General features: G+C 69.2%; 25 protein-coding genes. 15 read left to right on the top strand and 10 right to left on the bottom strand.

Features of this window, described 5'->3' with window-relative positions; translation table 11 throughout:
• Window positions 1-2 precede the first annotated feature (2 nt).
• Together QTH97_RS14180 and QTH97_RS14175 are read left to right on the top strand one after the other, a co-directional pair.
• Window positions 3-962, top strand: a complete 960-nt coding sequence (locus QTH97_RS14180) for a PDR/VanB family oxidoreductase (RefSeq protein ID WP_286568847.1) — start codon at window positions 3-5, stop codon at window positions 960-962.
• 37 nt (window positions 963-999) lie between these two features.
• Complete coding sequence (locus QTH97_RS14175; protein WP_286568846.1) at window positions 1,000-1,665, top strand: TetR family transcriptional regulator C-terminal domain-containing protein; 666 nt, start codon at window positions 1,000-1,002, stop codon at window positions 1,663-1,665.
• A 12-nt stretch (window positions 1,666-1,677) separates the two neighbouring features.
• On the opposite strand, the gene QTH97_RS14170 is transcribed toward QTH97_RS14175, so the two are convergent.
• The 7 genes from QTH97_RS14170 to mdeB form a co-directional block, all read right to left on the bottom strand.
• Window positions 1,678-2,136 (bottom strand): RidA family protein, encoded by a 459-nt coding sequence (locus QTH97_RS14170; RefSeq protein ID WP_286568845.1) that lies wholly within the window; start codon window positions 2,134-2,136, stop codon window positions 1,678-1,680.
• Window positions 2,133-3,323, bottom strand: a complete 1,191-nt coding sequence (locus QTH97_RS14165) for an amidohydrolase family protein (RefSeq protein ID WP_286568844.1) — start codon at window positions 3,321-3,323, stop codon at window positions 2,133-2,135. Before QTH97_RS14165 ends, QTH97_RS14170 begins: the two co-directional genes overlap by 4 nt.
• Entirely contained in the window at window positions 3,320-4,144 is an 825-nt protein-coding gene (otnI, locus tag QTH97_RS14160) for a 2-oxo-tetronate isomerase (RefSeq protein ID WP_286568843.1), read from the bottom strand. Before otnI ends, QTH97_RS14165 begins: the two co-directional genes overlap by 4 nt.
• Window positions 4,145-4,283: 139 nt before the next feature.
• Window positions 4,284-4,958: a class II aldolase/adducin family protein gene (locus QTH97_RS14155; RefSeq protein ID WP_286568842.1), complete on the bottom strand. Its 675-nt coding sequence runs from the start codon at window positions 4,956-4,958 to the stop codon at window positions 4,284-4,286.
• 85 nt (window positions 4,959-5,043) lie between these two features.
• Window positions 5,044-6,309 (bottom strand): 3-oxo-tetronate kinase, encoded by a 1,266-nt coding sequence (gene otnK / locus QTH97_RS14150; protein ID WP_286568841.1) that lies wholly within the window; start codon window positions 6,307-6,309, stop codon window positions 5,044-5,046.
• Window positions 6,306-7,208, bottom strand: coding sequence for an L-threonate dehydrogenase (gene ltnD, locus QTH97_RS14145; RefSeq protein ID WP_286568840.1), 903 nt, complete (start codon window positions 7,206-7,208; stop codon window positions 6,306-6,308). The genes otnK and ltnD overlap by 4 nt, the downstream gene beginning before the upstream one ends.
• Window positions 7,209-7,381: 173 nt before the next feature.
• Entirely contained in the window at window positions 7,382-10,039 is a 2,658-nt protein-coding gene (mdeB, locus tag QTH97_RS14140) for an alpha-ketoglutarate dehydrogenase (RefSeq protein ID WP_286568839.1), read from the bottom strand.
• Window positions 10,040-10,145: 106 nt separating this feature from the next.
• Here mdeB and QTH97_RS14135 point away from each other — a divergent pair, with 106 nt between their 5' ends.
• Entirely contained in the window at window positions 10,146-10,634 is a 489-nt protein-coding gene (locus tag QTH97_RS14135) for an Lrp/AsnC family transcriptional regulator (RefSeq protein WP_286568838.1), read from the top strand.
• Between the two features lie 37 nt (window positions 10,635-10,671).
• Window positions 10,672-11,343 (top strand): dihydrofolate reductase family protein, encoded by a 672-nt coding sequence (locus QTH97_RS14130; RefSeq protein WP_286568837.1) that lies wholly within the window; start codon window positions 10,672-10,674, stop codon window positions 11,341-11,343.
• 40 nt (window positions 11,344-11,383) lie between these two features.
• On the opposite strand, the gene QTH97_RS14125 is transcribed toward QTH97_RS14130, so the two are convergent.
• Both QTH97_RS14125 and QTH97_RS14120 read right to left on the bottom strand, forming a co-directional pair.
• On the bottom strand, window positions 11,384-11,884 hold the full coding sequence (locus QTH97_RS14125; protein WP_286568836.1) for a VOC family protein: 501 nt from the start codon (window positions 11,882-11,884) through the stop codon (window positions 11,384-11,386).
• A 139-nt stretch (window positions 11,885-12,023) separates the two neighbouring features.
• Window positions 12,024-12,461 carry a hypothetical protein gene (locus QTH97_RS14120; RefSeq protein ID WP_286568835.1) on the bottom strand — a complete coding sequence of 146 codons (438 nt, stop codon included), beginning with the start codon at window positions 12,459-12,461 and terminating at the stop codon, window positions 12,024-12,026.
• A 123-nt stretch (window positions 12,462-12,584) separates the two neighbouring features.
• Here QTH97_RS14120 and QTH97_RS14115 point away from each other — a divergent pair, with 123 nt between their 5' ends.
• The 11 genes from QTH97_RS14115 (at window position 12,585) to QTH97_RS14065 (ending at window position 23,808) form a co-directional block, all read left to right on the top strand.
• Window positions 12,585-13,133 (top strand): hypothetical protein, encoded by a 549-nt coding sequence (locus QTH97_RS14115; protein WP_286568834.1) that lies wholly within the window; start codon window positions 12,585-12,587, stop codon window positions 13,131-13,133.
• Window positions 13,134-13,292: 159 nt separating this feature from the next.
• A complete protein-coding gene (locus QTH97_RS14110; RefSeq protein ID WP_286568833.1) occupies window positions 13,293-13,901 on the top strand; it encodes a hypothetical protein in 609 nt (202 codons plus the stop codon).
• A gap of 59 nt (window positions 13,902-13,960) precedes the next feature.
• On the top strand, window positions 13,961-14,665 hold the full coding sequence (locus QTH97_RS14105; protein WP_286568832.1) for a hypothetical protein: 705 nt from the start codon (window positions 13,961-13,963) through the stop codon (window positions 14,663-14,665).
• Window positions 14,666-14,668: 3 nt separating this feature from the next.
• Window positions 14,669-15,931 carry a hypothetical protein gene (locus tag QTH97_RS14100; RefSeq protein WP_286568831.1) on the top strand — a complete coding sequence of 421 codons (1,263 nt, stop codon included), beginning with the start codon at window positions 14,669-14,671 and terminating at the stop codon, window positions 15,929-15,931.
• A gap of 22 nt (window positions 15,932-15,953) precedes the next feature.
• Entirely contained in the window at window positions 15,954-18,083 is a 2,130-nt protein-coding gene (locus QTH97_RS14095; RefSeq protein ID WP_286568830.1) for a hypothetical protein, read from the top strand.
• Window positions 18,084-18,104: 21 nt separating this feature from the next.
• Window positions 18,105-19,211 (top strand): aminotransferase class I/II-fold pyridoxal phosphate-dependent enzyme, encoded by a 1,107-nt coding sequence (locus QTH97_RS14090; protein WP_286568829.1) that lies wholly within the window; start codon window positions 18,105-18,107, stop codon window positions 19,209-19,211.
• Between the two features lie 9 nt (window positions 19,212-19,220).
• The gene (locus QTH97_RS14085) at window positions 19,221-20,153 is read left to right on the top strand and encodes a GIY-YIG nuclease family protein (RefSeq protein WP_286568828.1); all 933 of its coding nucleotides are present in this window, start codon (window positions 19,221-19,223) and stop codon (window positions 20,151-20,153) included.
• A gap of 36 nt (window positions 20,154-20,189) precedes the next feature.
• Complete coding sequence (locus QTH97_RS14080) at window positions 20,190-20,921, top strand: hypothetical protein (protein ID WP_286568827.1); 732 nt, start codon at window positions 20,190-20,192, stop codon at window positions 20,919-20,921.
• Between the two features lie 24 nt (window positions 20,922-20,945).
• The gene (locus tag QTH97_RS14075) at window positions 20,946-21,686 is read left to right on the top strand and encodes a M15 family metallopeptidase (protein ID WP_286568826.1); all 741 of its coding nucleotides are present in this window, start codon (window positions 20,946-20,948) and stop codon (window positions 21,684-21,686) included.
• 24 nt (window positions 21,687-21,710) lie between these two features.
• On the top strand, window positions 21,711-23,009 hold the full coding sequence (locus QTH97_RS14070) for an OmpA family protein (protein ID WP_286568825.1): 1,299 nt from the start codon (window positions 21,711-21,713) through the stop codon (window positions 23,007-23,009).
• A 22-nt stretch (window positions 23,010-23,031) separates the two neighbouring features.
• Window positions 23,032-23,808, top strand: a complete 777-nt coding sequence (locus QTH97_RS14065; RefSeq protein ID WP_286568824.1) for an amidohydrolase family protein — start codon at window positions 23,032-23,034, stop codon at window positions 23,806-23,808.
• On the opposite strand, the gene QTH97_RS14060 is transcribed toward QTH97_RS14065, so the two are convergent.
• Window positions 23,756-25,132 carry a sigma-54-dependent transcriptional regulator gene (locus tag QTH97_RS14060; RefSeq protein WP_286568823.1) on the bottom strand — a complete coding sequence of 459 codons (1,377 nt, stop codon included), beginning with the start codon at window positions 25,130-25,132 and terminating at the stop codon, window positions 23,756-23,758. The genes QTH97_RS14065 and QTH97_RS14060 overlap by 53 nt on opposite strands.
• Window positions 25,133-25,150 lie beyond the last annotated feature (18 nt).

Genomic DNA, 25,150 nt, shown 5'->3' with positions numbered 1-25,150 from the left:
AGATGGCCGAACGCACCCTCACCGTGCGGGTGGCGCGCATCGCGCGCCAGACGCCGGAGATCCTTTCTTTCGAGCTCGCGCATCCGGCGGGCCGGCCCCTCCCGGGCTACCAGGCCGGAGCGCACATCGACGTGCACATGCCCGGCGGCTTCTCGCGCCAGTACTCGCTGGCGCGCGCCGATGGCGGCCATGCGTCGACCTACCTCATCGGCGTCAAGCGCGAGGTGGCGAGCCGCGGCGGCTCGGCCTCGATGCATGCGCGGGTTCGCGAAGGCGATCTGCTCCCGATCAGCGCGCCGCGCAACACCTTTCCGATCCGTGCGGAGGCGAAGCGGCACCTGCTGCTGGCCGGCGGCATCGGCATGACGCCGCTGCTCGCAATGGCGCAGGCGCTGGCACGCGAAGGCGCCGACTTCGAACTCTGCCTGTTCGTGCGCAGCGAAGAGCACCTGGCCTTTGCGGACGCCCTGCGCGCACCCTTGCTCGCGCCGCACGTGCGCGTGCATTTCGACGACGGCGACGCCTCGCGAAAGATCAACCTGCGCCAGCTGCTCGCCGAGCGCAGGCCTGGCACGCACCTGTACGTGTGCGGCCCCGGCAGCTTCATGCAGGCGGTGCGCGCGGCCGCTGCGCACTGGCCCGAGGACGTGGTGCATGCCGAATACTTCGCCGCACCCGCCGACGCGGCCGGCGGCACCGGCAAGCCCTTCGTGCTGCGGCTGGCGGAGCGCGGCATCAGCGTGCCCGTGGCGGGCGACCAGACGGCCGTCGATGCGCTGCACGCCTTCGGCATCGACATTCCGGTGTCGTGCGAACAGGGCCTGTGCGGCACCTGCGTCGTGGGCTGCGAGGGCGAAGGTGCCGAGCACCGCGATTTCTGCCTCACCCGCAGCGAACGCACGCACAAGGTGGCGCTGTGTTGTTCGCGCGCCAAAGGCGACGAACTGGTGATCACGCTTTGAGCCACGGCGGCATCCGCTCTGGCACCATGCATATTCGATGACGACCACACCGAGCACGAGCACCGTCGAGGAAGGCCCCGACACACCGGCCACCCGAGGCCGCGCGCGCAAATACACGCAGGTGCTGGCCGTGATCTACCAGGCTGCGATCGAAGTGTTCGCCAGCGAAGGCCTCGCCGGCGCATCGACCCAGGCCATCGCCGACAAGGCGGGCCTGTCGAAGCCCCAGCTGCACTACTACATCGAGAGCAAGGAAGCGCTGTACCGCCAGGTGCTGCAGGACATCATCAATGACTGGATCGGCGTCTTCGGCTTCAGCGACGAAGCCTTCGGGCCGCGCAAGGTGCTCAGCGACCTGATCCGGCGCAAGATGGTGTTCTCCTTCGAGCACCCGCTGCGATCGCGGATCTTCACCGCCGAGATGATGCGTGGCGCGCCCGTGCTCAAGGCCATGATGGGCACGAGCAAGCAGCGCACGGACCAGGCCGCGGCGGTGATCCAGAACTGGATCAACCAGGGACTGATGGACCCGGTCGACCCGATGCTGTTCCTCTTCCACCTGTGGGCGGTGACGCAGTTCTATGCCGACCACGCGACGCAGGTGGCGTTCTTCCGGAACGTGGCCGAGAGCGACGAGAAGGATCGGCGCTACCTGATCGAGGAAGTGACGGAGTTCCTGTTGAAGGGGGCTGGGGTCAAGTAGCCCGCCTGCCGCTCAGTGCTGCGGCAAATACATCGTCCCTTCCACCTCGACCAGCACCTCGTCCCCCGGCAGGAAGCGCGACACCTCCACGACCGTGCTGACCGGCGGCTCGCCCGGGTAGAACAGGCCGCGCACGCGGTTGTAGGGCGCGTAGTCGGGGAGGCGGCGGAAGTACTGCACCAGCTTCACCACGTCGTCCATCGTGCCGCCGTGCTCGGCCGCGATCTGGCGGACGCGTTCGAGCACGAACCAGCTCTGCGCCACGATCGCGGCCTCGAAGATGTCGACCGACATCTGGCCCGTCGCATAACCCAGCCCGCGCAGGGCCTCGCGCGCCGATTCGGGGATGTCTTCGTAGCTGGAAACAGCGCGGCGCGTCGACGGATCGACCGCCACCACGCCGCTCATGAAGACGAAGTCGCCGACGCGCTTGGCGGCTGCGTAGTTGGCCATCGGTTTGCCCATGCTCATTCGGTCGGCTCCAAGGTGCGGCCCGCGCGGACGACGGTGCGTCGCCGTCCTCGCGGGTCCAGAAGTTCGTATTCGTCGGTTGCGGCCAGCAGCACGAAGTCTGCCGGGCAGCCGGGCGCGATGCGGCCGTCCCACGCCAGGCCCAGTGCCCGGGCGGGGTTGACGGTGATGGTGTCGAGCCAGTCGACGGCAGGCGCCAGGTGCCCCATCTGCACGCCGAGGCCGAAGGTCTCGACCAGGTCGTAGCTGCCGTAGGGATAGAAAGCATCCTGCACGTTGTCTGTGGCGAGGCTCGCGCGCACGCCATGCGCTGCGGCTTCGCGGATGCGCGTGATGCCGCGCTGCACCGGCGTGCGATCCCACGCGCCCTGCAGGTAGAGGTTGGTGGTGGGCAGGGCGATGAGGTGGATGCCCGCTTGCGCGCACAACGCCAGGGTTTCGTCCGCAGCCACCTCGTCCTGCACGGACAGCGAACACGCGTGCCCGCAAGTGACGCGACCGTGCAGCCCCCGGGCGATCCCGAGCTGCGCGATGGTGCGAAGTCCCGTCGCCTCCACGTCGAGGCCTTCGTCGACGTGGAAGTCGAGCGCGAGCCCGTATTCCTGCGCCAGATCGAACACGCGCCCCAGCTTGGGCACGATGCCGTCGTTGCGATAGACGAAGGCGCCGAGCACGCCGCCGGCGCGCTTCACCGTCTGCGCGACCCGTTCGCTGGCCGCCGGGTCGGCAAAGACGTCGAGCGGCGTGAGCGCGACGAACTGCAGTTCGACACGACCGCGCCATTCATCGCGCAGCGCCTCGAAGACCGCGAGCGACACCGGAGCCTCGGCGCCGCCCCAGTCCAGGTGCGTTCTCAATGCGCGCGTGCCGGCGAACCAGGCTTCCCGCAGGGCGCGCTGCATGCGCGTGCGCAGGCTGTCGGCCGTCCAGTGCGCGCGGTGCGCAGCCATGCGTTCGATGGCGGCGAAGAGATTGCCTTCGGCAGCGCCGACGTCGCGCACGGTGTAGTTCTTGTCGATGTGGGCGTGCGCGTCCACCAGGCCGCTGAGCAGGATGCCCCGCGCAGGTTGCGCACTTGGCTCGATGGCCGCGACGCTGGCGCCCGCCAGCGTCACGTCGAACACATCGGCCGCGCCCGTCGCGAAACCCTGCAGGCACGGCGGGATGCGTACTGCTTCGAGCTTCATGCGCCCGATGTGCGTGGCAACGATCGCAGCCAGCCCAGCCCGTCCGAGGTTCCGTTGGCGACGGCGCCACGCCGCGGCCGGTATTCGCAGCCGACCCAGCCTTCCCAGCCGCATTGCGCGGAAACCTCGTCGATCACGTCGAAGAGAAAGGGATGGTTCAGCTCCCCGATATCCGGCTCGTTGCGGTCCGGCACGCCCGCGATCTGGAAATGCCCGACACGGCCCGTGGGCAGGTACTTGCGGATCTTCATCGCCACGTCGCCCTCGACGATCTGGCAGTGGTAGAGGTCCATCTGCACTTGCACGTTCAGTGCCCCGACGGACTCGACGATCTCGTGCGCGTGGTCCTGCCGGTTCAGGAAGAAGCGGGGAATGTCGCGTGTGTTGATCGGCTCGATCAGCACATCGAGGCCGGCCTTCGCAGCCTCGATCGCGGCCCAGCGCAGGTTGTCGAGGTAGGTCGGCTGCACGGCGTCACGCTCCATGCCGTCCGGCACGAGCCCCGCCATCACGTGGATGCGCGGGCACGACAGCGCCGCGGCGTAGTCGATCGCCTTCAGGATGCCTTCGCGAAACTCCGCTTCGCGCCCAGGCAGGCAGGCCAGACCGCGCTCCCCGCGCTCCCAGTCGCCGGGCGGCCCGTTGAACAGCACCTGCTGCAACCCATTGGCCGACAGCCGCGCCGTCAGTTCCCGCTGTTCATGGGCATAGGGAAACAGGTACTCGACCGCTTGAAACCCATCCTTGGCGGCGGCTTCAAAGCGATCCAGAAAATCAAGCTCCGGATAGAGCATCGAAAGATTGGCAGCAAATCGAGGCATTCAAGAACTCCAAAAGATCAAAGGCACCGCGGCGCCAACAATTCCAGAAATGCCGCGGACCCGGCTCCGCCAGTCCGCAGGCGTTGCCCCCCGGAGGGGGGTGCCCGAGCCACACGCAGTGGGCGAGGCTGGGCGGTATTCACCATCTACTGCCGAAGTTGCGGCGCAGGTCGTTGATCTGGGATGGGCCCAGGGGTTCGGGCGGGCTCTTGTTCGCCTGGCTGGATACGAGCCAGACCCTGGCGGTTTCTTCCAGTTCTTCCAGCACGGCCATCGCGGCAGCGGGGGTGTCGTGCCAGACGTTGGGGCCGAGACGGTCGAGCATCACGGCGCGCAGCGGCGTGCCTTGCGCACCGTAGCGCTCGATGGTCTGCGCCACCAGCGCCGCGGCTTCGGGTGCGCCCGGGCGGTGGTAAGGAATCACCGGCACATGGCCGACCTTCATCACGAAATACGGCGTGACCGGTGGGAGCAGCTCCGCGCCCGGCGCGTTCAGCGACAGCGCGACACAGTGCGTGCTGTGCGTGTGGATCACGCAGCGCGTGCCCGGATCGAACTGGGTGGCGGCACCGTAGATGCGTGCGTGCAGGGCGATGGTCTTGCTGGCGAGGTCGCCGTGGGTCTGGTGCAGATGGGCGTCGAGCCGTGCGAGCTTCGCCGGGTCGAGAAAGCCCAGGCAGGCGTCGGTGGGCGTGATCAGGTAGCCGTGGTCGAGCCGGATGCTGATGTTCCCGGCGGTGGCGTGCACGTAGCCGCGCTCGAAGAGACTGCGGCCGATGCGGCAGATTTCCTCTCGCGCGTGGCTCTCGTTCATCAGTGCCCGCCCGGCCGCCCGAAGGGCACTGAGCGCCCCCTCGAGGGGCGGCGATACACGAAGTGATGAGCGTGGGGGCAGTGCATCAAAGAACTGTAAATGCTTTGGTGAAGAAATCGTCGCTGCCGAAGTTGCCCGACTTGAGCGTGATGTGGAGGCCCGCGCCGCCGGCCGCATCGCTGTGCGCGTGACACCACGGCACGCCTGGATCGATCTGGCCGCCGATCTGCAATTGCGCGATGCCGAGCGCTTGCACGACCGCACCGGAGGTTTCACCACCCGCCACGACCAATTGCCGCACGCCGCGATCGACCAGTCCGCGAGCAATCGCGGCAATGGCTTCCTCGACCATCGCGCCCGCCTCCGCCACGCCGAGACGCCCCTGCACCGATTTGACGGCCTCGGGGTCCGCCGTCGAGTAGATCAGCACCGGGCCCTGTCCGACGAGCGGCCCCGCCCATGCCAGCGCCTGCGCGACGACGTCAGTGCCGGCGGCGATCTGCATCGGATCGACCGCCAGCGCCCGCCGGCCCGATGCGATGAAATCCGCCACCTGCCGGTTCGTCGCGAGCGAGCAACTGCCCGAAACCACCGCCTGCAGGCCGCCCGCCGCGGGCAGCACGCTGGCGGCGGACGAAGGCGCGATGCCGAAGTTCGCCGGCAGGCCGATCGCCACACCCGAGCCCGCGGTGACGAGCGGCATGTCGGCGAGCGCTGGCCCGAGGCGCATCAGGTCATCGTTGGAAACCGCATCGACGATGGCGACGCCCACGCGCTCCCGGCGCAATTGCGCGATGCGCTCGCCGATCGCGGCGGCGCCCTTCGCCACGATCGCGTAGTCGATCAGCCCGACCTTGCGCCGGGTCTGCGCCTGCATCACGCGCACGAGGTTCGGGTCGGTCATGGGTGTGAGCGGATGGTTCTGCATGCCGCTCTCGTTGAGCAGCACGTCGGCCGCGAACAGATAGCCCTTGAACACCGTGCGCTTGTTGTCTGGAAAGGCGGGCGTGGCGATGGTGAAGTCGCAGCCCAGCGCATCCATCAGCGCCTCGGTGACCGGCCCGATGTTGCCCTCGGCCGTGCTGTCGAAGGTCGAGCAGTACTTGAAATAGACCTGCTGCGCGCCCTGCGCCTTGAGCCAGCGCAACGCGTCGAGCGATTGCGCCACCGCGTCGGCCGGCGCGATGGTGCGCGACTTGAGCGCCACCACCACCGCATCCACGTCCGCCCCCAGGGGCGAAGCCGGCACGCCGATGGTCTGCACCACGCGCATGCCCGCGCGCACCAGGTTGTTCGCGAGATCGGTCGCGCCGGTGAAGTCGTCGGCGATGCAGCCGAGCAGGATCGTCATGGCTTGCCCGCCTTGCTGGAAGCCGGCAGCTCGATGCCCGGGAAGATCTTGATCACGGCGCTGTCGTCCTCCTTGGCGAAGCCCGCGGTCGACGCCTGCATGAACATCTGGTGCGCGGTGGACGCGAGCGGCAACGGAAACTTGCTGGCCCGCGCCGTGTCGAGTACCAGTCCCAGGTCCTTCACGAAGATGTCGACCGCCGACAGCGGCGTGTAGTCGCCCGCCAGCACGTGGGCCATGCGGTTCTCGAACATCCAGCTGTTGCCGGCGCTGTGCGTGATGACTTCGTAGAGCGCATCCGGGGCGACGCCTTCTCGCAGGCCCAACGCCATGGCTTCGGCCGCGGCCGCGATGTGTACGCCGGCAAGCAGCTGGTTGATGATCTTCACCTTGCTGCCGGCGCCCGCGCGGTCGCCCAGGCGGTAGACCTTGCCAGCCATGGCGTCGAGCACCGGGTCGGCCTTCGCATAGGCCTCCGGCCGGGCGGCGCTCATCATGGTCATCTGCCCGCTCGCTGCCTTGGCGGCCCCGCCGGAGATCGGCGCGTCGATGTAGTGGATGCCCGCGGCGTTCAGGCGTTCTTCGAGCGCGATCGACCAGTTGGGGTCGACGGTCGAGCACATCACGAACACGCTGCCGGGTTTCATCGCCGCGGCCGCGCCGCCTGCGCCGAAGAGCACGTCCTCGGTCTGCTGCGCATTGACCACGACGGAGACGACCACGTCGCACGCGGCCGCCACCTGCGCCGGCGTGGCCCAGGCGACGCCGCCCTGTTCGGCGAAGCGCAGCGCCGCGCCGGGCCGCACGTCGCACACATGCACTTCATAGCCCTTGCTGCGCAACGTGCCCGCAATGCCTGCGCCCATGGCGCCCAGGCCGATGAGTCCTGCTTTGTTCATGGATGTTCCCGAGGGGTTCGAAGGAAGGCCGGCACGCAAGAAACGCGCTGGCGTCCGCGCCGGCAGCCTGGCTGGCCGCGCGGGGTCAGGGGGCCATCATAGAAATTCACGAGTCCGCGTCACAACGGGACTAACCCCTCTTGGCGACTCGGCGCCACTGGAGGCGCAGGTGCTCAGCGTGGCGCCAGCGCGTGCCGCGCGGCCCGCACGATGCTCGACGCGTCGACGCCGAAGAACTGTCGCAGCGCGGCACGGGTGTCGCTGCGGCCGAAGCCGTCGGTGCCCAGCGTGATGTAGCGGCGGCCCTCGGGCAGGAAGGCGCGGACGCTCTCGGGCACGGCGCGCACGTAGTCGGTCGCGGCGACCACCGGGCCGCTGCCGCCAGCCAATTGCTGCGCGATGAATGGCGTGCCCGGGTTCGCCTCGCCCGCCAGTGCACGCTCTTCGCAGTCCCTGCCATCGCGGGCCAGCTCGCTCCAGCTCGTGACGCTGAAGACCTCGGCGGCAATGCCCTCTTCGGCCAGCATCTGCGCAGCCTTGATGACTTCGGTGAGGATCGCGCCGGAGCCGAGCAACGTGACCGTCGCGCCAGCGGAGTTCGGCTGCGCGCCCTTCCAGCCGTCGAAGCGATAGCAGCCGCGCAGCACATCTGCCTGCGCGCCGTCGGGCAGGTCCGGCTGCGCGTAGTTCTCGTTCATGAGCGTGACGTAATAGAACACGTCCTTCTGCTCGACCAGCATCTCGCGGATGCCCGCGTCGACGATGACCGCCATCTCGCCCGCGAACGCCGGGTCGTACGCCTTGCAGTTCGGAATGGTGGCCGCGATGAGATGGCTGGACCCGTCCTGGTGCTGCAGGCCCTCGCCGCCCAGCGTGGTGCGGCCCGAGGTGGCGCCGAGCAGGAAGCCGCGCGGCCGCTGGTCGGCGGCGGCCCAGATCTGGTCGCCCACCCGCTGGAAGCCGAACATCGAGTAGTAGATATAGAACGGCAGCATCGCCAGCCCGTGCACGCTGTAGCTGGTGGCTGCAGCCGTCCAGCTCGCGATGGCGCCGGCCTCGCTGATGCCTTCCTCCAGGATCTGGCCGTCGGTCGCCTCGCGGTACGAAAGCACCGACCCGATGTCCTCCGGCGCATAGCGCTGGCCCACGCTCGAATAGATGCCGACCTGCTTGAAGAGGTTGGCCATGCCGAAGGTGCGCGCCTCGTCGGCGACGATCGGCACCACGCGCGGGCCGAGCGCCGGGTCTTTCATGAGATTGCCCAGCATGCGCACGAAGGCCATGGTGGTGCTCATCTCCTTGCCGGCAGCGGCCACGGCGAACTGCGCATAGGCGGCGATGCCGGGCTTGGCAACCACCTCGCACGCGGTCTCCCGGCGCGGCATGCTGCCGCCGAGCGCGGCGCGACGGCCCAGCAGGTAGTGCATCTCGGCGCTGTCGTCGGCCGGCTTGTAGAAGGCCGCCTTCGTCGCCTGCTCGTCCGTGAGCGGCAGGTTGAAGCGGTTGCGGAACTCGATGAGGTCGGTGTCGTCCAGCTTCTTCTGCGAGTGCGTGGTCATCTTGCCCTGCCCCGCGCTGCCCATGCCATAGCCCTTCTTGGTGTGGGCGAGGATCACCGTGGGCTGGCCCTGGTGCGCCGCAGCGGCCGCGTAGGCGGCGTGGATCTTCACGAGGTCATGGCCGCCGCGCTTCAGGCGGTCGATCTGCTCGTCGGTCATGCCCTGAGCGAGCCGCGCGAGTTCCTCGTCCTGGCCAAAGAAGGTGTCGCGGTTGTAGCGGCCGTCCTTGGCTGCGAAGGTCTGCATCTGGCCGTCGACCGTGTTCGCGAAGGCGCGCACCAGCGCGCCGTTCACGTCGCGCGCGAAGAGGCCGTCCCAGTCGCTGCCCCACACGAGCTTGATCACGTTCCAGCCGGCGCCCGCGAAGAGCTTCTCCAGCTCGTCGATGATGCGGCCGTTGCCGCGCACCGGCCCGTCCAGCCGCTGCAGGTTGCAATTGACCACCCACACCAGGTTGTCGAGCTTCTCGCGCGCGGCGAGCGTGAGCGCGCTCATCGATTCGGGCTCGTCCATTTCGCCGTCGCCGAAAACGCCCCAGACCTTGCGGCCGTCGCAGTTGAGCAGGTTGCGGTGCGTCAGGTAGCGCATGAAGCGGGCGTGGTAGATCGAGCTGATCGGGCCGATGCCCATCGAACCGGTCGGGAACTGCCAGAAGTCCGGCATCAGGTACGGATGCGGATAGCTGCTCAGCCCGCGCGCACCCTTGCCTTCCGTGAAGGCGGGCGCGGTCAGTTCCTGTCGGTAGTGCGTCAGGTCGTCCTCGCTGAGTCGGCCTTCGAGAAAGGCGCGTGCATAGACGCCCGGCGCGCTGTGCGGCTGGAAGAACACCAGGTCGCCACGATGCGCGTCGGTGCGCGCATGGAAGAAGTGATTGAACCCCGTCTCGAACAGGTCGGCCGCACTGGCATAGCTCGCGATGTGGCCGCCGAGTTCGCCATAGGCCTGGTTGGCGCGCACGACCATCGCAAGCGCATTCCAGCGCATGAGCGATGCGAGACGCTCCTCGATCGCGAGATCGCCGGGAAAGGCCGGCTGGGCATCGGCGGCGATGGTGTTGACGTACGGCGTCGACAGCTCCGGCTGCCAGCCGATGCGCTGCGCCCGCGCCATGCGTGCGAGTTCGTCCAGCATCCAGCGCGCCCGTTCGGGGCCGTGCGTCTCGGCCAGCGCGACGAAGGCATCGCGCCATTCGGCGGTTTCGACGGGGTCGGCATCGTGAAGGGACATGTCGAGCAATGCGCGCAACTGATCGGGTGACATCGGGGCGTTCATGAACCGCACTTTAGGCCGTGACTGATGGAATGAGATGCTGTTTGAACCCGATCCAGCGGCCCTCGGCCACATAGAATGCCGCGATTTGGCTCTTGCGCAGCATTTCATGCAACTCGACACGATCGATCTCCGCATCCTGGACGAACTGCAACGCGACGGCGCGCTGTCGAACGTCGAGCTGGCGCGCCGGGTGCACCTGTCGCCCTCGCCCTGCCTCGCGCGCGTGAAGGCGCTCGAAAGCGCCGGCGTGATCCAGCGCTACGTCGCGCTGGCCAGTGCGAGCGCTCTGGGTCTGGGCCTCAACGTGTTCATCTCGATCAGCCTCAAGACGCAGAGCAAGCAATCGCTGGCCGACTTCGAGCAGCGCATCGCGGAGCACGACGAAGTGATGGAGTGTTACCTGATGACGGGCGACAGCGACTACCTGATTCGCGTCGCCGTGGCCGACATCGGGGCGCTGGAGAAATTTATCCTCGAACAGCTCACGCCGATCGCCGGAATCGAGAAGATCCGCTCCAGCTTTGCGCTCAAGCAGGTACGCTACAAGACGGCGCTTCCGCTGCCGCGGCAGGTCTTGGCAGGCCAGCGCGCCTGACCGCAACCCGGCTCTCCAGAGCTGCAGGAGTGTTCCCATGAGAAGGCTCATCGCATCCACGTTTGCGTCGCTCGACGGCATCATGCAAGCACCCGGCGGCCCGGAAGAAGACCCGACCGGCGGATTTGCCTTTGGCGGCTGGATGTTCGGCCACCAGGACGAAGGCATGGACCTCTCGGCGTCGGGTTTCGACGGCAAGGATCGAGAGCTGGTGCTGGGTCGGCGCACCTATGAAATATTCGAGGCGTACTGGCCGTACCAGCCCGACGACGCGCTGATCGCGAAGACCCTCAACGCGGCGAAGAAGCATGTTGCCTCGCGCACATTGAAGACCACGCTCGGCTGGAACAACTCGACCTTGCTCCAGGGCGATGTCGTCTCGGCAATCGGCGCTCTCAAGGAGCAACCGGGCCTGGACCTGCAGATCATCGGCAGCGGCAACCTGATTCAAACGCTGCAGGCCGCATCCTTGATCGACGAGTACAACGTGTGGACTTTTCCGGTGGTGCTTGGGCGGGGCAAGCGCCTCTTCGACGAGACGGCCAAGCCATCCGCGCTGCGGCTCGTTCGCTCCAAGGTCTCGACCGGCGGCGTCGTGATGAGCACCTATGCACCCAGTGGCGAGATCCGGCCCGGCGCGTTCGCGAGCACCGTGCCGAGCGAGAAGGAACTGGTTCGCCGCAAGAGGATGGCGGATGGCACGTGGTGACCTGGGCACACCACGTCAAGGAATCGCGCCGCCGATGGCCTCAGGCATCCGAGGACCGGCTTCGTCCCGAGCGTGCCGCCTCGATCGCCGCGATGTCGATCTTTCCCATGGTCATCATCGCGTCGAACGCGCGCTTGGCCGCCGCGGGATCGGGGTCGGCGATCGCCTCGATGAGGGCGCGCGGGGTGATCTGCCATGACAACCCCCAGCGGTCCTTGCACCAGCCGCACGCGCTTTCCTGTCCGCCGTTGCCGACGACGGCATTCCACAGGCGGTCCGTTTCCGCCTGGTCGTCGGTCGCGATCTGGAAGGAGAAAGCCTCGCTGTGCTTGAACTGCGGGCCGCCGTTCAGCCCGATGCAGGGGATGCCCGCAACGGTGAACTCGACCGTCAGCACATTACCCTGCTTGCCGTCCGGATAGTCGCCCGGTGCGCGGTAGATGGCGCCGACAGCGCTGTCGGGAAAGGTTGCGGCATAGAAGTTGGCGGCATCGACGGCGGTGCCGTCGAACCACAGGCAGATCGTGTTCTTGCTGGTCATCGGATATCTCCTGAAGAGTTGAGCAACCGGCGTGCGCCGCGGTCCAGACCACGCCCATCGTCCTCATCGCGTGGCCTGGGCTTGTCGGATGGGACTGATGCCATTGTCGGCATCTGCCGATTCGCCGCCGGCCCGGAACTCAACGGGCGCAGTCCAGCGCCTTGGCACAGATGGCGTGCCATGCCGTTGCTTCGAGAGACATCAACGACGTCCAATCGATCCGGCCCGAGTGCGAAGGGTGCTTGCCAAAGCCGAAGAAGTGCCCCCGCTTCCTGGCGATGCCCCTCTTTGCCGCCAGGTGGATTCCATGACTCATCAGGTTGGCATCGCGCCAGTACCTGGAGTTCATCAGCAGCTTGAATTCCTCCAGGCTGGACGCGGCGTAGTGGACTCCTCCGCGAAGCACGTCGAGCTTCTCGACCCCGCCTTCGGGCCTTTGAAAGAACAGGTCGCCAAAGGCGGAGGCGCCGAGCGGAATGACCTTCCCTGTGATGCTCTTCGGCCACAGGGCGAGAAGTGAAACGACATCGAGATCGGACGCATGGACGAAGAGCGCAGTCGCGGTGTGCCGGTTCATCCGCAAAATCTAACCGGGCAGCGGGATTTCAACACTAGGCCTAAAGTTCTGTAGGACGACGCACGCAAGGGCAGGCCCCGCCACAATGCTGTACACGGACGCATCCACGCACAGGGGATCTTCATGACCACTCGTCGCACCATCGTGACCTCGGCAGCCTTCCTCGCCCCCGCGTCCGTGCTGAGGCCCGCGCTGGCACAGAAGGAGAAGGAGAAGGAGAAGGGCGATGCTCCCAAGGAGGCCGACTTCCTGTTCGTGCAGACAGCCAGGAGCATGACCTACGACAGGACCACCGGCCTTCTCAAGCTGAAGGCGGTCAGCCCGGTCACCGTGTTCTTCACCGATCGACCCGAGCGGATCGCCGGAAACATGAAGACCGCGGACTTCATCCCGTTCTGGAGCAAGGGCAAGGAGAGTTTCCTTTCGGACCCGCCCAATGCCGACATCTCGATGGTGGAGGGCGACTCCCTGCATCAGGTGGTGGCCGTGCTGCAGTCGCCCGTGCTCAGGGGCGACACGCTGTCCTACACGATCAGGGTCCTGAAGGGCAAGGTTCCTGCAAAGGGCGCCGAGGTCTCCGTCTTCATCGACGTCATCGGCATGCCGCTGACTCCCCTGTCCTATGCCGGGGTTGCGCGGCGCTCGTACCGACGCGCGGTCATCTACCGCTGAGGCGGCCGGCGGCGAAGCGGATTTCGCCTGCCACGGACTCTGAACGGCCGAAGACGAAGCGCTCTTCGCGCGGACCCGCCCCGCACCGCCTGAAAACGGCACTTTCCGGCTGGCATGGCCTATGCGGAAGCAAGGCCAGTTCCGCCAGAAAGGCCGACCATGAACCGGATGCTGCTGGGCTACAGCCCTGACTTCGATCTTTTCGAGGACGCCCGCGCCACAGGGCCCGCGACGGGTCGCGCCAGCCGCAAGGCCGTTGTGTTCGACACCGAGTCCGCGGGCCTTGCCGCCGAACTGCTCAATGCCGCCAGCGGACAGCACCTGTCCACGACGCTGGGGCGCATGGTGCGTGCCCACGCGCCGCGGGATGCAGTCGCCCCGGCAGCAGCCGAGCTTGTCTCGCTGCTGCGCACCGCGGCCCGGCAGTCGCTGCCGCTGGTGGCCGGCGCGACCGCCCGGCAGGCGGGCACGACCTACAAGCGCATGGGCCGCTTCTTCGGCATCGAGCTCGAAGGGTTGTCGCCCGAGGACCAGGAATTCGAGTTGGCGCGCCGCTTCGCGCAATTGACGCGTGAAGCCGCTCACCAGCTCGCCATGGCGCCCGCCGGCCTGTCGCCCGCCGCCGCCGCGCGCTGGGCCGCCCGGCGTGCCGCGCGCCGCTTCGCGCCAGGCTGGGCGCAAGTGCTCGACGCGCCCGGCGCGGCGCCTTCCGCATCCGCAGGCCGATGGGCTCGCCACGGCGCGTGCGTGACCGTGCTGAACCCCTGATCCGCAGGGATCACCGCCGAGGCGCTCGCGCCTCTTCCGCTTCACCCAAGGAGACCGCTATGCATGACATCGATCGCACCCAGCTGGAGTACAACCCCGAGTCCAGCTACGAATCCGGCGCCTACGAGTTCGGCCAGCAGGAATGGTCGGGCGAGAGTTACGGCGAAAGCTACGGCGAGAGCTTCGAGAGCTACGGCGAGACCGTGCTCGGCGAAGCGGAAGAAGCCGAGCTCGCGAGCGAGCTGCTCGAGGTCACGAACGAGGCCGAGCTCGACCGCTTCCTCGGCAATCTCCTGGGCCGTGCCGCGCGCGCAGTCGGCTCTGCCGTGCGTTCTCCGATCGGGCAGGCGGTGGGCGGCGTGCTCAAGGGCGTGGCCAAGAAGGCGCTGCCGCTGGCCGGCGGCGCGGTCGGCGCCTACCTGGGCGGACCGCTCGGCGCCAAGATCGGCAGCGGCCTCGCATCGGCGGCGGGCAGCGCGCTCGGCCTGGAGGCCGAGTCGCTGGAGCAGGAAGAGCGCGAGTTCGAAGGCGCCAAGCAGTTCGTGCGGCTGGCCGCGGACACCGTGAAGCAGGCCACCTCTGCGCCTGCAGGCGCGGACCCGCGCGCGGTCGCGCAGAGCGCAGCGATCTCGGCCGCCCAGAAGTTGGCCCCCGGACTGCTCAATGCCGCGCGCAGCGCCGCCGGCGGCTCGTCCGGCATGGGCGGCGCCCGCAGCGGCCGCTGGATGCGCCGCGGCAACAAGATCGTGCTCTACGGGGTGTGAGCGATGACCATCAGCCCCTTCGCCGCATGGATGCTCGCCCAGGAGGCGCGCGCCCTGCTGACGCGCCTGGCCCGGGTCAAGCCTTTCGCGCTGCTCGAACCGATGCTGCCGGCCGCCGCGCTGCAGCCCGGCGCGCAGGCCGCGACCGAGCGCTACCTGGTGGCCGGCCGGCGCGAGATGCGCGCGATGGTGCTGGGCTTCCTCGCCTGGCTGCACGGTGCGCCGGCGCGGCGGGCGACCGCGGCGGAGGCGCAGCGCCGCTTCACGATCCTGCGCCTCAAGTTCAACGCGGTGCTGACGCAGTTCGATCTCTTCAACGACGTCATCTCGCAGCGCAGCGAACACGACACGGGCGTCTGGCTCTGCGGGCTCGACATCGTCGCCGCCGATGCGCTGGCGCTTCCGGGCTACTACGAGGTCCCGCCCCTCATGTGCTACCTGGACCGAGGCGTCGGCGCGGCCATCCGCCGCGCGCGCACCCGCCTGCCGGGCGGTGGCGAAAGCCCGGTGGCGGTGATCCGCGTGCCGCGCGAGCGCATGGTGGGCAGCGGCATTGCCTCGTCGCTGATCCATGAGGTGGGCCACCAGGCCTCGGCGTTGCTCGATCTCGCGAACTCGCTGCGGCCGCTGCTGCAGGGCATGCAGCGCAGCGGCGGCAATGCCTGGCGGCTGTTCGAGCGCTGGATCGGCGAGATCCTCAGCGACTTCTGGTCCTGTGCCCGTCTGGGCATCACCGCCACGATGGGGCTGATGGGCGTGGTGAGCCTGCCGCGCGCCTTCATGTTCCGGCTCAACCTGGACGATCCGCATCCCGTGCCGTGGATCCGCGTGCGGCTCTCCTGCGCGATGGGGCAGGCGATGTATCCGCATCCGCAGTGGGCGCGGTTGGCTGCGCTGTGGGATTCGTACTACCCGCTCGACGGCCTGGACGCCGGCACCCGCCGCCTGTTCGACGAACTGCTGACGGCGATGCCGGGCTTCGTCGGCCTGCTGGTGGACCACCGTCCGCGCAGCCTGCGCGGTCGTTCGCTGAAGGAAGCGCTCGGCGTGGCCGAACACCAGCCGGCCCGGCTCTTCGCACTGTTCCAGACCTGGCGCGGCGCACCGGCGGCCATGTACCGCGCGGGGCCGACGCTGGTGTTCGCCGTGCTGGGCCAGGCCCGTGCCAATGGGCAGCTCACGCCCGAGGAAGAAAGCCACCTGTTCGCGAAGCTGCTGACGCACTGGGCGTTGCGCGGCGCGCTGCGCGACGCGAATCCGGCATGACCGTTGTTCAAGGAGAACTCAGATGACCACCACCCCCTTTGCCACCGGCACCGACCGCCCCGGCATCATTTGCTTCAGCGTTCACGACAACGGCAGGCCGCTGTCCGATGCGAGCTGCAGCCTCTTCCGCATCGAACCCGTTCCGCCGGCAGGCAAGAGCGCGAAGGTGGGCCACGTGGATCACTACGTGACCACCGCCAGCACGCAAGGAGACGGGCGCGGCGTGTTTCCCAAGCAGCCCGCGGGCAACTACCACGTGATCTGCCATCACGTCCCGGACCCGATCCAGAATCCTTCGCACGTGACGGTGGAGCCCGGTGGCGTGCACGACGTCTGCTTCGAGCTCGGACTCGACGTCACGGCAACAGCCATGCTGCTGAATCCCGACTGCACGCCCAATCCATGCCGCTCGCCACAGGTCGGCGACGATGTCGAGATTCGCATGGTGCACAACTATTCGGACCGGATTGAGCTCGAGGTCGATGCGCCGGCGAGCCTGCGCCCCATCCCCGGCGTGCCGAACGCCTGGCGCTATCACGTTGCCTCGGCGGGCTTGCAACAGCTTCGCCTGGACACCTTCGTGCCCTTCGTCGCCGTGTCCACCGTTCCCGAGGTGCCGGGCGGAAGGAACAAGGCCGGTCTCGGCGTCTCGGCCGAATTCGAGGGCAGCGAGAAGACACCGCAGCCGGTCACGGGTGACATCGGCGTCGCGCTGCAGCGCACCGCCACCGCGACGACGTCGGACCTGTCGCTCTGGCAAGGCATCCTCAACAGCACCGGGCAGTTGGCGTTCAACAACTACCTGCACTACATGGACACGCTGTTCTGCGGGGAGACGGACTCGCCGGACCTGCCTGATTTCGAGCAGGCTCGCTTCCAGGAAAAGCGCCGCACCTTCCGCGAGGAACTCCGTCCGAAGCGGCTGTTGCCGTTCACGGACTCGGACGCCTACCGTGTGGTCAAGGCGGCGACCGAAGCCTTCGTGATGGTCAACTGCGGCGTGCTGCGGCCGCCACGGCCGTTCGACAGGGACGGCGACCTCGCCTACCTGAAGCGCCGCGACCTGCCGCCGCCCGGGCTCGCGGAGGTGGAAATGGTGTTCACCGACCAGTACCTGGTGCCGTTCCGCGGCGGGAGGGTCCAGGACCGGACGCTGCCTTACCTGGCAGTGATCCGCTCCAAGCTGCCCGACATCGGGATCAAGCTGCAGGGGCTCGACTCCGATCTCGAAAGCGTCGGCCAGTGCACCGGCCTCCTGCAGGAAAAGCTGACGAACCCCTGCCTGCTCGAACTGATCTGGTCCTACTGGCACGAGGAAGGGATGCTAGTGCAGACCATGAACAGCATCGCGCGCCGCTTCCAGAACGTGCGTTCGGGCGAGCGCGACCCGCTGGTCAACCTGGAGATCGACCCGCTGCGCCCGCTCAACAACGTGCTGTGGGGCTACGTGCAGGACGAGCAGCACCGCCTGAGCATCGTGCGTCGCAACTACGAGTACGACCATCACTACGGCCTGCGGCTCGAGGGCAAGGCGGTGCGGCGCATGCAGACGGCCGACAGCCGCTCGCGCTTCCTGGAAGCCTTCCACAACCTGCTGCGCTACTGCACCAGCTTCTTCAAGCAGGACGACGACACGACGGTCAAGGCCGACGCCTTCCCGGTGCTCAACGCGTTGAAGGAAGTGCACCTGATCCTGTCGCAGGGCGCGCACAACCAGTTCGGCGACCTGCCGTCGACCGCCCGCATCGAGATGCTGATGCAGCAGTGGCTGCTGGCGCGGCCGGAGTTCCGCGAGTTCCTGCCGACGCGCATCATGACCGCCTACCCCGAGCCCTGGATGGATCGCGTCGATGCGATGAAGAAGGTGCAGGGCTGGACCGACACCAGCGTGCTGCACTTCCGCAACCTGGCGATCTTCGGCGAGCAGATCCTGCTGTCGATCCGCTGGGGCCACTGGAGCGATGTGCAGGACCCGCTGCAGGCCTTCAACTGGGCGCGCTTCTTCCGGCCGCAGATCCAGGGGTACAGCCACGCCTACCGCTCCGTCACCGGGGTCGAGCTGGCGCTGGAGTCGCCGGACGCGAAGATCGACGCGACCCTGCCCTCGGTGCTGCTGCAGCGGCGACTGGCAACGCAGCAGCGTGTCGCCTGAGACCACGGCCGGAGCGATGCCATGGCCGACTTCACGAGCGCGCTGTACCTCGGGCTGCGGCATGCGAGTGCCACACTGCCGCCCTGGACCGCGCTGACACGCGGACAGCCGGCGGCGCTCGCGGAGCCCGAGGGTGCCGAAGCCGCCGCCGCCGCGCTGCCCCGGCTGCAGGGGCTGGCCGCCGCGACGCTGCTGCCGTCGACACTGCACCTGTTCTGGGACCTGCTGCGGCAGCTGGCGCGCGAGACGCGATCGGCACTGCTGCTCGACGCCGGCGCCTATCCCATCCTGCGCTGGAGTGCCGAGGGCGCGGCCGCAGCCGGTGCCGCGGTGCGCCGCTTCGCGCATCACGACAGCGCCGCGCTGGAGCGACTGGCACGCGGCGCAGTGCGCGACGGCCTGCGGCCGGTGGTGGTCTGCGATGGCTTCTGCCCGGGATGCAACCGGCCGGCGCCGCTCGCGGCCTATGCGCGCATCGCGGGCGAGGGCGGCGGCACGCTGGTCCTCGACGACACCCAGGCGCTCGGCATCCTGGGCGCGGAACCCTCGGCGGCCTGCCCCTTCGGCCATGGCGGCGGCGGATCGCTCCGCTGGCAAGGCGTGGGCGGCGCGCACATTGCCGTGGGCGCCTCGCTCGCCAAGGGATTCGGCGCGCCGGTGGCGGCCCTGTCGGGCAGCGATGCGCTGATCGGGCGCTTCCTCGACCGCAGCGAGACCCGGCTGCATTGCAGCCCGCCATCGAGCGCGGCGGTGGCGGCCGCGCGGCAGGCCGTGGCGCTGGGTGCGCGCTACGGCGACGGCTGGCGGGCCCGGTTGCTGCGGCTGGTGCTGCGGCTGCGCGAAACACTGGCGCAGGCCGGGCTGGTGCCGGTCGGCCGGCTGCCGTTTCCGGTGCAGTCCTTCGTATCGCACCAGGGCCCGGAACTGGCACCACTGCTGTGGCGCCGGCTCCAGGCGAGCGGCGTGCGCGCCCTGCTGACGCGCGGCTGCCAGGAACTGGCGCCGCGCCTGACCTTCATCGTCACCGCCCTGCATCGCCAGGCGCACATCGACGGCGTGGCGCAGTTGCTGGCCCGCGCCGGCCATGCCGCGGCGCCCTTCGCGCCGCTGGCCCACGCCATCCATTGAGGAGCCGTCATGGACCACCCCGCCATCTTTGCCGAGCAGCCCTTCACCGGCATGCTCGCCGCCGGACCTTCGCAGGAAGCGTTCGAGATCCTCGATGAAGCCTTCGCCGGCGAGGTCGGCCGCGGCCGGATGCAGCCGCGCCGCGTTCGCCCGCAAAGGGCCGCGCCACGGCGCCCGCCGAGGCCCGCGCCTCGCGTGGCACAACGCCGGCCACCCCCGCGGCCGCCGCAGCGACCTCGCCCGCGCCCGCGCGTGCCGCGCCCGCCCATGCCCTGGCCGCCGGGCGGCGGCGGCTACCCGGCGCCATTCGTCGCAGAGCCCTTCGGCGTGCCGCCGGGGTCGGACACCTGGCGCTGCGTCCAGGAATGCCTGCAGCGCGGCCCTGCGACGGGAGCGCCTTCCGCCGGCGGTGCGGCACCGCCCGAGGCCGCGCCGCCGGACGCGCCTCCCGACGCCGGCGCGGGCGCACCGGCAGACGCGCCGACGGAACCATCGGCAAGCGCACCGGCCGACACCCCCGCCGACGCGCCGGCAGAGGAATTCGAGTTCCGGCCACTCGGCCGCAACGGCATGCCGGCGTGGCCCGGCGCGCCCGAGGGCGAACTGGCGCCGGGAGCCCTGAGCCTCGCACAGGCGATCGACGATCCGCGCGCGGCCGGCCCCGGCATCTACACGATCTACAAGAACGGCGAGCGGATCTACGTCGGCCGCGCCAACTGGCTGAAGCGGCGGCTGCAGCAGCACCTGCTGTGCCTCACGCACTTGAAGCTGGGTGTCGGTCGCTACAGCGTCAAGCTGAGACCGATGCGCGGCGCCACGCCGGCGCAACTCGGCCGCGCCGAGGCCGCGACCATCGCCCGCCACGGACGCCGCTCGCAAGGCGGCCCATTGACCAACGTCAAGTCGCGCGAGTTCGAACAGGCCTTCGAAGCCGTGTTCTGACGCCCTTCGCGAAGCCATGAATCCAAGGAGACCACCATGCACACGCCTTCCTGCCCCTGTCATACGTGCCAGTCGCGCCGCCAGCGCGGCCTGCCGGCCAGCCCGCCGATCAGCGAATCCGAGGAGGTCGAACTCGCGATGGAACTGCTCTCCGTCTCGAACGAAGCCGAGTGGGAGCAATTCCTCGGCAAGCTCTTCAAGGGCATCGGCCGCGGCCTCAAGAAAGTCGGCTCCTTCGTCGGCAGCAAGGTGCTCAAGCCGCTGGGCGGGGCGCTCAAGGGGCTGGCGAAGAAGGCCCTGCCGCTGGTCGGCGGTGCGCTCGGCTCCTTCATCCCGATCCCGGGCGTCGGGACCGCGATCGGCAGTGCGCTCGGCAGCGCGGTGAGCAAGGCGCTGGAGATGGAATTCGGCGAGATGGAGGCCGAGGAAGCCGAGTTCGAGATCGCGCGGCGCTTCGTGCGGGTCGCCGCCAGCGCGGCGCAGCAGGCCAGCGCCGCGGCGCCCGGCACGCCGCCCGAAGCGGCGGTGCGCCAGGCGCTGCTGGCTGCCGCCCGCGCCCACGTGCCGAGCTTCGCGGCCAACGAGGCCGAGCTGATGAGCGAAGCCCAGGCAGAGGCCGAGTACGAATATGAGGGAGAGGGAGAGGGCGAAGACGAGGGCGGCTACGGCGGCGAGTTCGAGTACGAAGGCGAAGCCGCCGGGTACGGCCGCGCACTGTCCGGCCGCTGGCAGCGCCGCGGCCGCCAAATCGTGCTTTTCGGTACCTGACGTGCGCCGCAGCCGGAGACCGCCATGTACCGCCCGATCCCGACGCTCGCCGGCCGCTCGGCCGAGTTCGAGGAGGAATTCAGCTTCGTCGGCTTTCCGAAGCCGGTGATGGATGCACTGAGCGCGCGGAACGAGCCGCTGGCGATCCAGCGCGCCGCCGACGCGGGCTTCCGCGACGAGAACACCTTGACCGACCTGGTGTTCTTCTCCCGCCATCCGGAGCGCAATGGGGCGCCGCTGCGCAGCAGCGAGGCGGGCTTCACTGCGCTGGCCTCCGAGTGGGTATCGATCCGCGACCGCCTGGTGCGCGCGACGCCGCGCCCGCCGGTGCCCTCCGCACCCGCGACGCCGGCCAAACCGCCCCCGGGCGCCCCCGACATCGTCAACGTGCGGGGCATCCTGGTGGCGCGCCAGATCGCGCCGCAGGTCGACGCCCTGCTGGCCGCCGCCCAGGCCGACGGCGTGCCGCTCGGCGGCAGCGGCTTCCGCTCGCCCGACGAGCAGATCGCGGTGCGCAAGAAGAACTGCGGCACCACGCACTACGACATCTACGACAAGTCGCCGAGCCAGTGCACGCCGCCGACCGCCAGGCCCGGCACTTCGATGCACGAGCGCGGACTGGCGATCGACTTCAAGTACGGCTCGCAGATGGCCGGGCAATTCAAGGACACGCCCGGCTTCGGCTGGCTGCAGCGCAACGCGGCGCGCTTCGGATTGAAGAACTACGCGAAGGAGCCCTGGCACTGGTCCACCACCGGCACCTGAACACCGGGTGCGAGGAGACACACCATGAACGATGAAGCCATGTTCGAGATGCTCGCGCCCGCCGGCGAGGCGGAATTCGCGTTCGAGGTCGAATCGGGGCCGGCGAAAAAGAAGAAGCCGGCGCCGACGGTGGTGCTGCCGACGCTGACGATCCGCGACCGGCCCTTCGTGGTGCTCGACCGCTTCGCCTTCGACGGCCCGGCCGTGCCCGCGGTGCACGACGCGATCATCGACCGCATCGCGCGGCTGATCGTCGCGAGTCGGGTCTCGGGCGATCCGATCCGGACCGTGCGACTGGTCGGCCACACCGACCCCACCGGCAAGGACAACTACAACCTCGGCCTCGCCGAACGCCGCGCGAAGGCGGTCGAGGCCAAGCTGCGCGCGGCCCTTGCCGCGCTCGGCCCGGTGCCCGCCGGCGCGCTCTCGATCGTGCCCCAGACGCTCGGCGAGTCGAGGCCCAAGGTGTCCAATGCGACGGCCGACGGCCGCGCCATGAACCGGCGCGTGGAGGTCTTCCTCGGCACCGGCTGCAATGCCTTCTTCGCGCAGTACGACCTGCGCTTCCTTCCGGGCGACCCGAAGTTCGGCATTCCCGCGTACCCCAACCTCAACGCGGCGCAGAAGGCGCAGCGCAGCGCCGACGTCGGCGCGCTGGTACCCGAGCTGCTGGCGCGCCGCAACCTGCGCGCCAGCGAAGCGCTGGCGGGTCGCGTGCCACCGCCCAAGGCGCTGCCGCCGGGCGGACTGCGCAACAGCGCGCTGCGGCTGTCGGCGGGGCAACTGGCGCTCTTCCGGGAGTATTTCGAGGACGGCCGCGGCGGCATCGAGTTCGGCGCCTTCCAGACCTGCTTCGAGCGTTTCGCCAACGGCCAGTTGCGCAGCCCGATCGCCGCGGACCGCACTGCAGGTGTCGGCGAGCCGAACGGCGACTTCTTCTTCCTGTTCGCGGAGTTCGCCTTCCTGTGCATCGACTCGGGCATCGAGCGGGCGCTGTGGACCCGCGCCTTGCGCACCTTCGTGAAGGCGCAGGAGATCTTCATGCATGTGTACCGGCCGCGGCCGGTGTCGCCGCCGCCGGCGGTCGGCGCTGCGCTGCCCGCCTGCCCGCGCAACCGGCAGGGCCGGCCGCAGGCGCGGCGCCGACTGGACAGCTTCCGCAACAGCAATTTCAAGGCGACCGGTGCGTCGCCCACCGTCGGCGCAGGCCAGTCTTCGCCGACGCGTCGCCGGGCGCTGGCCGCCAAGTACGCGGCAAAGGACCTGGCGGCGCTGCAGCGTGACGCGCAGGCCAACCTGCAGCGCGCGCAATGCATGCCCTGATCCGTATCGAGCGCGACCGCCCATGCTCCGCATCGACTGCCACTGCCATGCCGGCCAGGGTGACGGCCTGACCGGGCCCTGGGATACCGACGCGCCGCTCGACGCCTACCTGCGTCGCGCGGCCCGCGCCGGCATCGGGCGCAGCGTGCTGCTGCCGGCCTTTCATTCGGACTACGCGCAGGCCAACCTCGCACTGTCGCGCATCGTCGCCGCGAAGCCCGAGCGATTCATCGGCTTCGCCATGGTGCACGCGGAGCGCGACCGCGGCCGGATCCTGCCGATGCTGACCACCGCCGTGCAGCGCTACGGCTTCGCGGGCATCAAGGTGCACCGGCACGACGCCGCCATCAACCGCGAGATCTGCGACGCCGCGCGCCGGCTGCGGCTGCCGGTGCTCTACGACCTTGTCGGCGAGTCCTGGGTGGTCGAGTTGCTGGCGCAGCAGTACCCGGACGTCGTCTTCATCATTCCGCACTTGGGCAGCTTCGCGGACGACTGGCGGGCCCAGCTCGCGCTCATCGATCATCTGGAGCGCCATCCGAATGTCTATGCCGACACCGCGGGCATCCGGCGCTTCGACCTGTTGCTGCAGGCGGTGCGCCGGGCCGGCGCGCACAAGATCCTGTTCGGCTCCGACGGCCCGTGGCTGCATCCGGGCCTGGAGCTCGAGAAGATTCGCCTGCTGCAGTTGACGCCCGAGGACGAGGCGCTGGTGCTGGGCGGCAACCTGTCGCGGCTGCTGGGCCTCAATGCAAGGGGCGCTGCTGCGCCCGCCGCAACTGCAGCGCACGGTCGGTGACGCCGAGCCGCTGCGCGGCCCGGTGCAGGTTGCCCTGCTCGCGCTCGATGGCCAGCCGGATCGCGCAGTCGGTCGCGGTCTGGCCGATCTCCTTGAGGCCGAGGCCGAGATCGATCGCATCGCGCGCCGCGCGCTCGAAGCAGCCCTGCAGCGCGTCGCGCGAGGGCTCGGCTGTTTCCGGCCGCTCGTCTTCCGGCACGTCGCCGATGGTGATGGGCCCGCCACCCGCATGCCGGTGGCACAGCCACGACACCACCCGCCGCAGCTCGCGCACGTTGCCCGGGTAGTCGCGCGCGCGCAGGTACTGGCAGACCGGCTCGTCGAAGCCGTCGCCGCCCTCGTCGCCCTCGAAGCCGGCCTGGAAGTGCGCCGCCAGCGCCAGCACGTCCTCCTTGCGCTCGGCCAGTCGCGGCGTGCGGCAGATCGATCCGGCGATGCGGTAGTAGAGGTCGGCGCGGAAAGTGCCGTCGGCCACGCCCGCATCGAGGTCGCGATGCGTTGCCGACACCAGCCGGAATTCCGTGTGCTGCCAGGCGTTGCTGCCGACCCGCTTGTACTTGCCTTCCTGCACCACCCGCAGCAGCTGGGCCTGCAGCGGCGGCGGCAGTTCGCCGATCTCGTCGAGGAACAGCGTGCCGCGATGGGCCAGCGCGAAGGCGCCTTCCCGCGGGTTCATGGCGCCCGTGAAGGCGCCGCGCTCGTGGCCGAAGAATTCGCTGCCGGAGAGCTCCGGCGTGATGGTGGTGCAGTCGACGATCACCATCGCACCCTTGTCGTCGCGGTGGTCGAGGTCGTGGATCAGGCGCGCGATCAGCTCCTTGCCGGTGCCGCTCTCGCCGGTGATCAGCACCGGCCCCTGGGAGAACACCGCCACCTCCACTACCTGCCGCACCAGCGCCCGCCAGGCCGGGCTGTCGCCGACCAGCACGTCGCGCACGCGCGGGCTGTCGATCAGCGCCTGCACCGTGCGCAGCCGCGTCAGCCGGGCGCACACCTGCGCGGCATCGTCCGGCAAAGGGACCCACCGCATCACGTCGGCCGCGCCAGCGCGCAACAGGGACCAGGCCTCGGCGCCCGACAGCCTGCAAGGCGCGACCACCAGCACCAGCACCACTGCGCGGCGGCTGGCCTGGCGCAACGCGTCGAGAATCCGCTCGTCGACCGCGCACAGCACCATCAGCCCGTAGTCCTGCGCGTCGGCCGGCATCGGCATCGTCCGCAGTCCCGACCGATGCAGGACGGCCAGCACCGCGTCGCGCACAGCCGCGGGCAGCGGATCGAAGAAGTGGATCCACGCAGTCGGCGACGCGTCGGCTCGATGCATGTCTCCTCCTGTCGAGCG

Source organism: Variovorax gracilis, assembly GCF_030317115.1.
Taxonomy (GTDB): domain Bacteria; phylum Pseudomonadota; class Gammaproteobacteria; order Burkholderiales; family Burkholderiaceae_C; genus Variovorax; species Variovorax gracilis.
This window is presented reverse-complemented; position numbering and strand designations above follow the sequence as displayed.

Excerpts from the sequence above, each read along its gene's own strand:
- QTH97_RS14170 (WP_286568845.1), bottom strand. The coding sequence starts at position 2,136 with ATGAGCATGGGCAAACCGATGGCCAACTACGCAGCCGCCAAGCGCGTC.
- QTH97_RS14070 (WP_286568825.1), top strand. The coding sequence starts at position 21,711 with ATGAACGATGAAGCCATGTTCGAGATGCTCGCGCCCGCCGGCGAGGCG.
- QTH97_RS14090 (WP_286568829.1), top strand. The coding sequence starts at position 18,105 with ATGGCCGACTTCACGAGCGCGCTGTACCTCGGGCTGCGGCATGCGAGT.
- QTH97_RS14105 (WP_286568832.1), top strand. The coding sequence starts at position 13,961 with ATGCATGACATCGATCGCACCCAGCTGGAGTACAACCCCGAGTCCAGC.
- otnK (WP_286568841.1), bottom strand. The coding sequence starts at position 6,309 with ATGACGATCCTGCTCGGCTGCATCGCCGACGACTTCACCGGCGCGACC.
- QTH97_RS14165 (WP_286568844.1), bottom strand. The coding sequence starts at position 3,323 with ATGAAGCTCGAAGCAGTACGCATCCCGCCGTGCCTGCAGGGTTTCGCG.
- QTH97_RS14115 (WP_286568834.1), top strand. The coding sequence starts at position 12,585 with ATGACCACTCGTCGCACCATCGTGACCTCGGCAGCCTTCCTCGCCCCC.
- QTH97_RS14095 (WP_286568830.1), top strand. The coding sequence starts at position 15,954 with ATGACCACCACCCCCTTTGCCACCGGCACCGACCGCCCCGGCATCATT.
- QTH97_RS14065 (WP_286568824.1), top strand. The coding sequence starts at position 23,032 with ATGCTCCGCATCGACTGCCACTGCCATGCCGGCCAGGGTGACGGCCTG.
- QTH97_RS14060 (WP_286568823.1), bottom strand. The coding sequence starts at position 25,132 with ATGCATCGAGCCGACGCGTCGCCGACTGCGTGGATCCACTTCTTCGAT.
- otnI (WP_286568843.1), bottom strand. The coding sequence starts at position 4,144 with ATGCCTCGATTTGCTGCCAATCTTTCGATGCTCTATCCGGAGCTTGAT.
- QTH97_RS14180 (WP_286568847.1), top strand. The coding sequence starts at position 3 with ATGGCCGAACGCACCCTCACCGTGCGGGTGGCGCGCATCGCGCGCCAG.
- QTH97_RS14120 (WP_286568835.1), bottom strand. The coding sequence starts at position 12,461 with ATGAACCGGCACACCGCGACTGCGCTCTTCGTCCATGCGTCCGATCTC.
- QTH97_RS14130 (WP_286568837.1), top strand. The coding sequence starts at position 10,672 with ATGAGAAGGCTCATCGCATCCACGTTTGCGTCGCTCGACGGCATCATG.
- QTH97_RS14155 (WP_286568842.1), bottom strand. The coding sequence starts at position 4,958 with ATGAACGAGAGCCACGCGCGAGAGGAAATCTGCCGCATCGGCCGCAGT.
- QTH97_RS14135 (WP_286568838.1), top strand. The coding sequence starts at position 10,146 with ATGCAACTCGACACGATCGATCTCCGCATCCTGGACGAACTGCAACGC.
- ltnD (WP_286568840.1), bottom strand. The coding sequence starts at position 7,208 with ATGAACAAAGCAGGACTCATCGGCCTGGGCGCCATGGGCGCAGGCATT.
- QTH97_RS14100 (WP_286568831.1), top strand. The coding sequence starts at position 14,669 with ATGACCATCAGCCCCTTCGCCGCATGGATGCTCGCCCAGGAGGCGCGC.
- QTH97_RS14175 (WP_286568846.1), top strand. The coding sequence starts at position 1,000 with ATGACGACCACACCGAGCACGAGCACCGTCGAGGAAGGCCCCGACACA.
- QTH97_RS14125 (WP_286568836.1), bottom strand. The coding sequence starts at position 11,884 with ATGACCAGCAAGAACACGATCTGCCTGTGGTTCGACGGCACCGCCGTC.
- QTH97_RS14075 (WP_286568826.1), top strand. The coding sequence starts at position 20,946 with ATGTACCGCCCGATCCCGACGCTCGCCGGCCGCTCGGCCGAGTTCGAG.
- QTH97_RS14085 (WP_286568828.1), top strand. The coding sequence starts at position 19,221 with ATGGACCACCCCGCCATCTTTGCCGAGCAGCCCTTCACCGGCATGCTC.
- QTH97_RS14080 (WP_286568827.1), top strand. The coding sequence starts at position 20,190 with ATGCACACGCCTTCCTGCCCCTGTCATACGTGCCAGTCGCGCCGCCAG.
- mdeB (WP_286568839.1), bottom strand. The coding sequence starts at position 10,039 with ATGAACGCCCCGATGTCACCCGATCAGTTGCGCGCATTGCTCGACATG.
- QTH97_RS14110 (WP_286568833.1), top strand. The coding sequence starts at position 13,293 with ATGAACCGGATGCTGCTGGGCTACAGCCCTGACTTCGATCTTTTCGAG.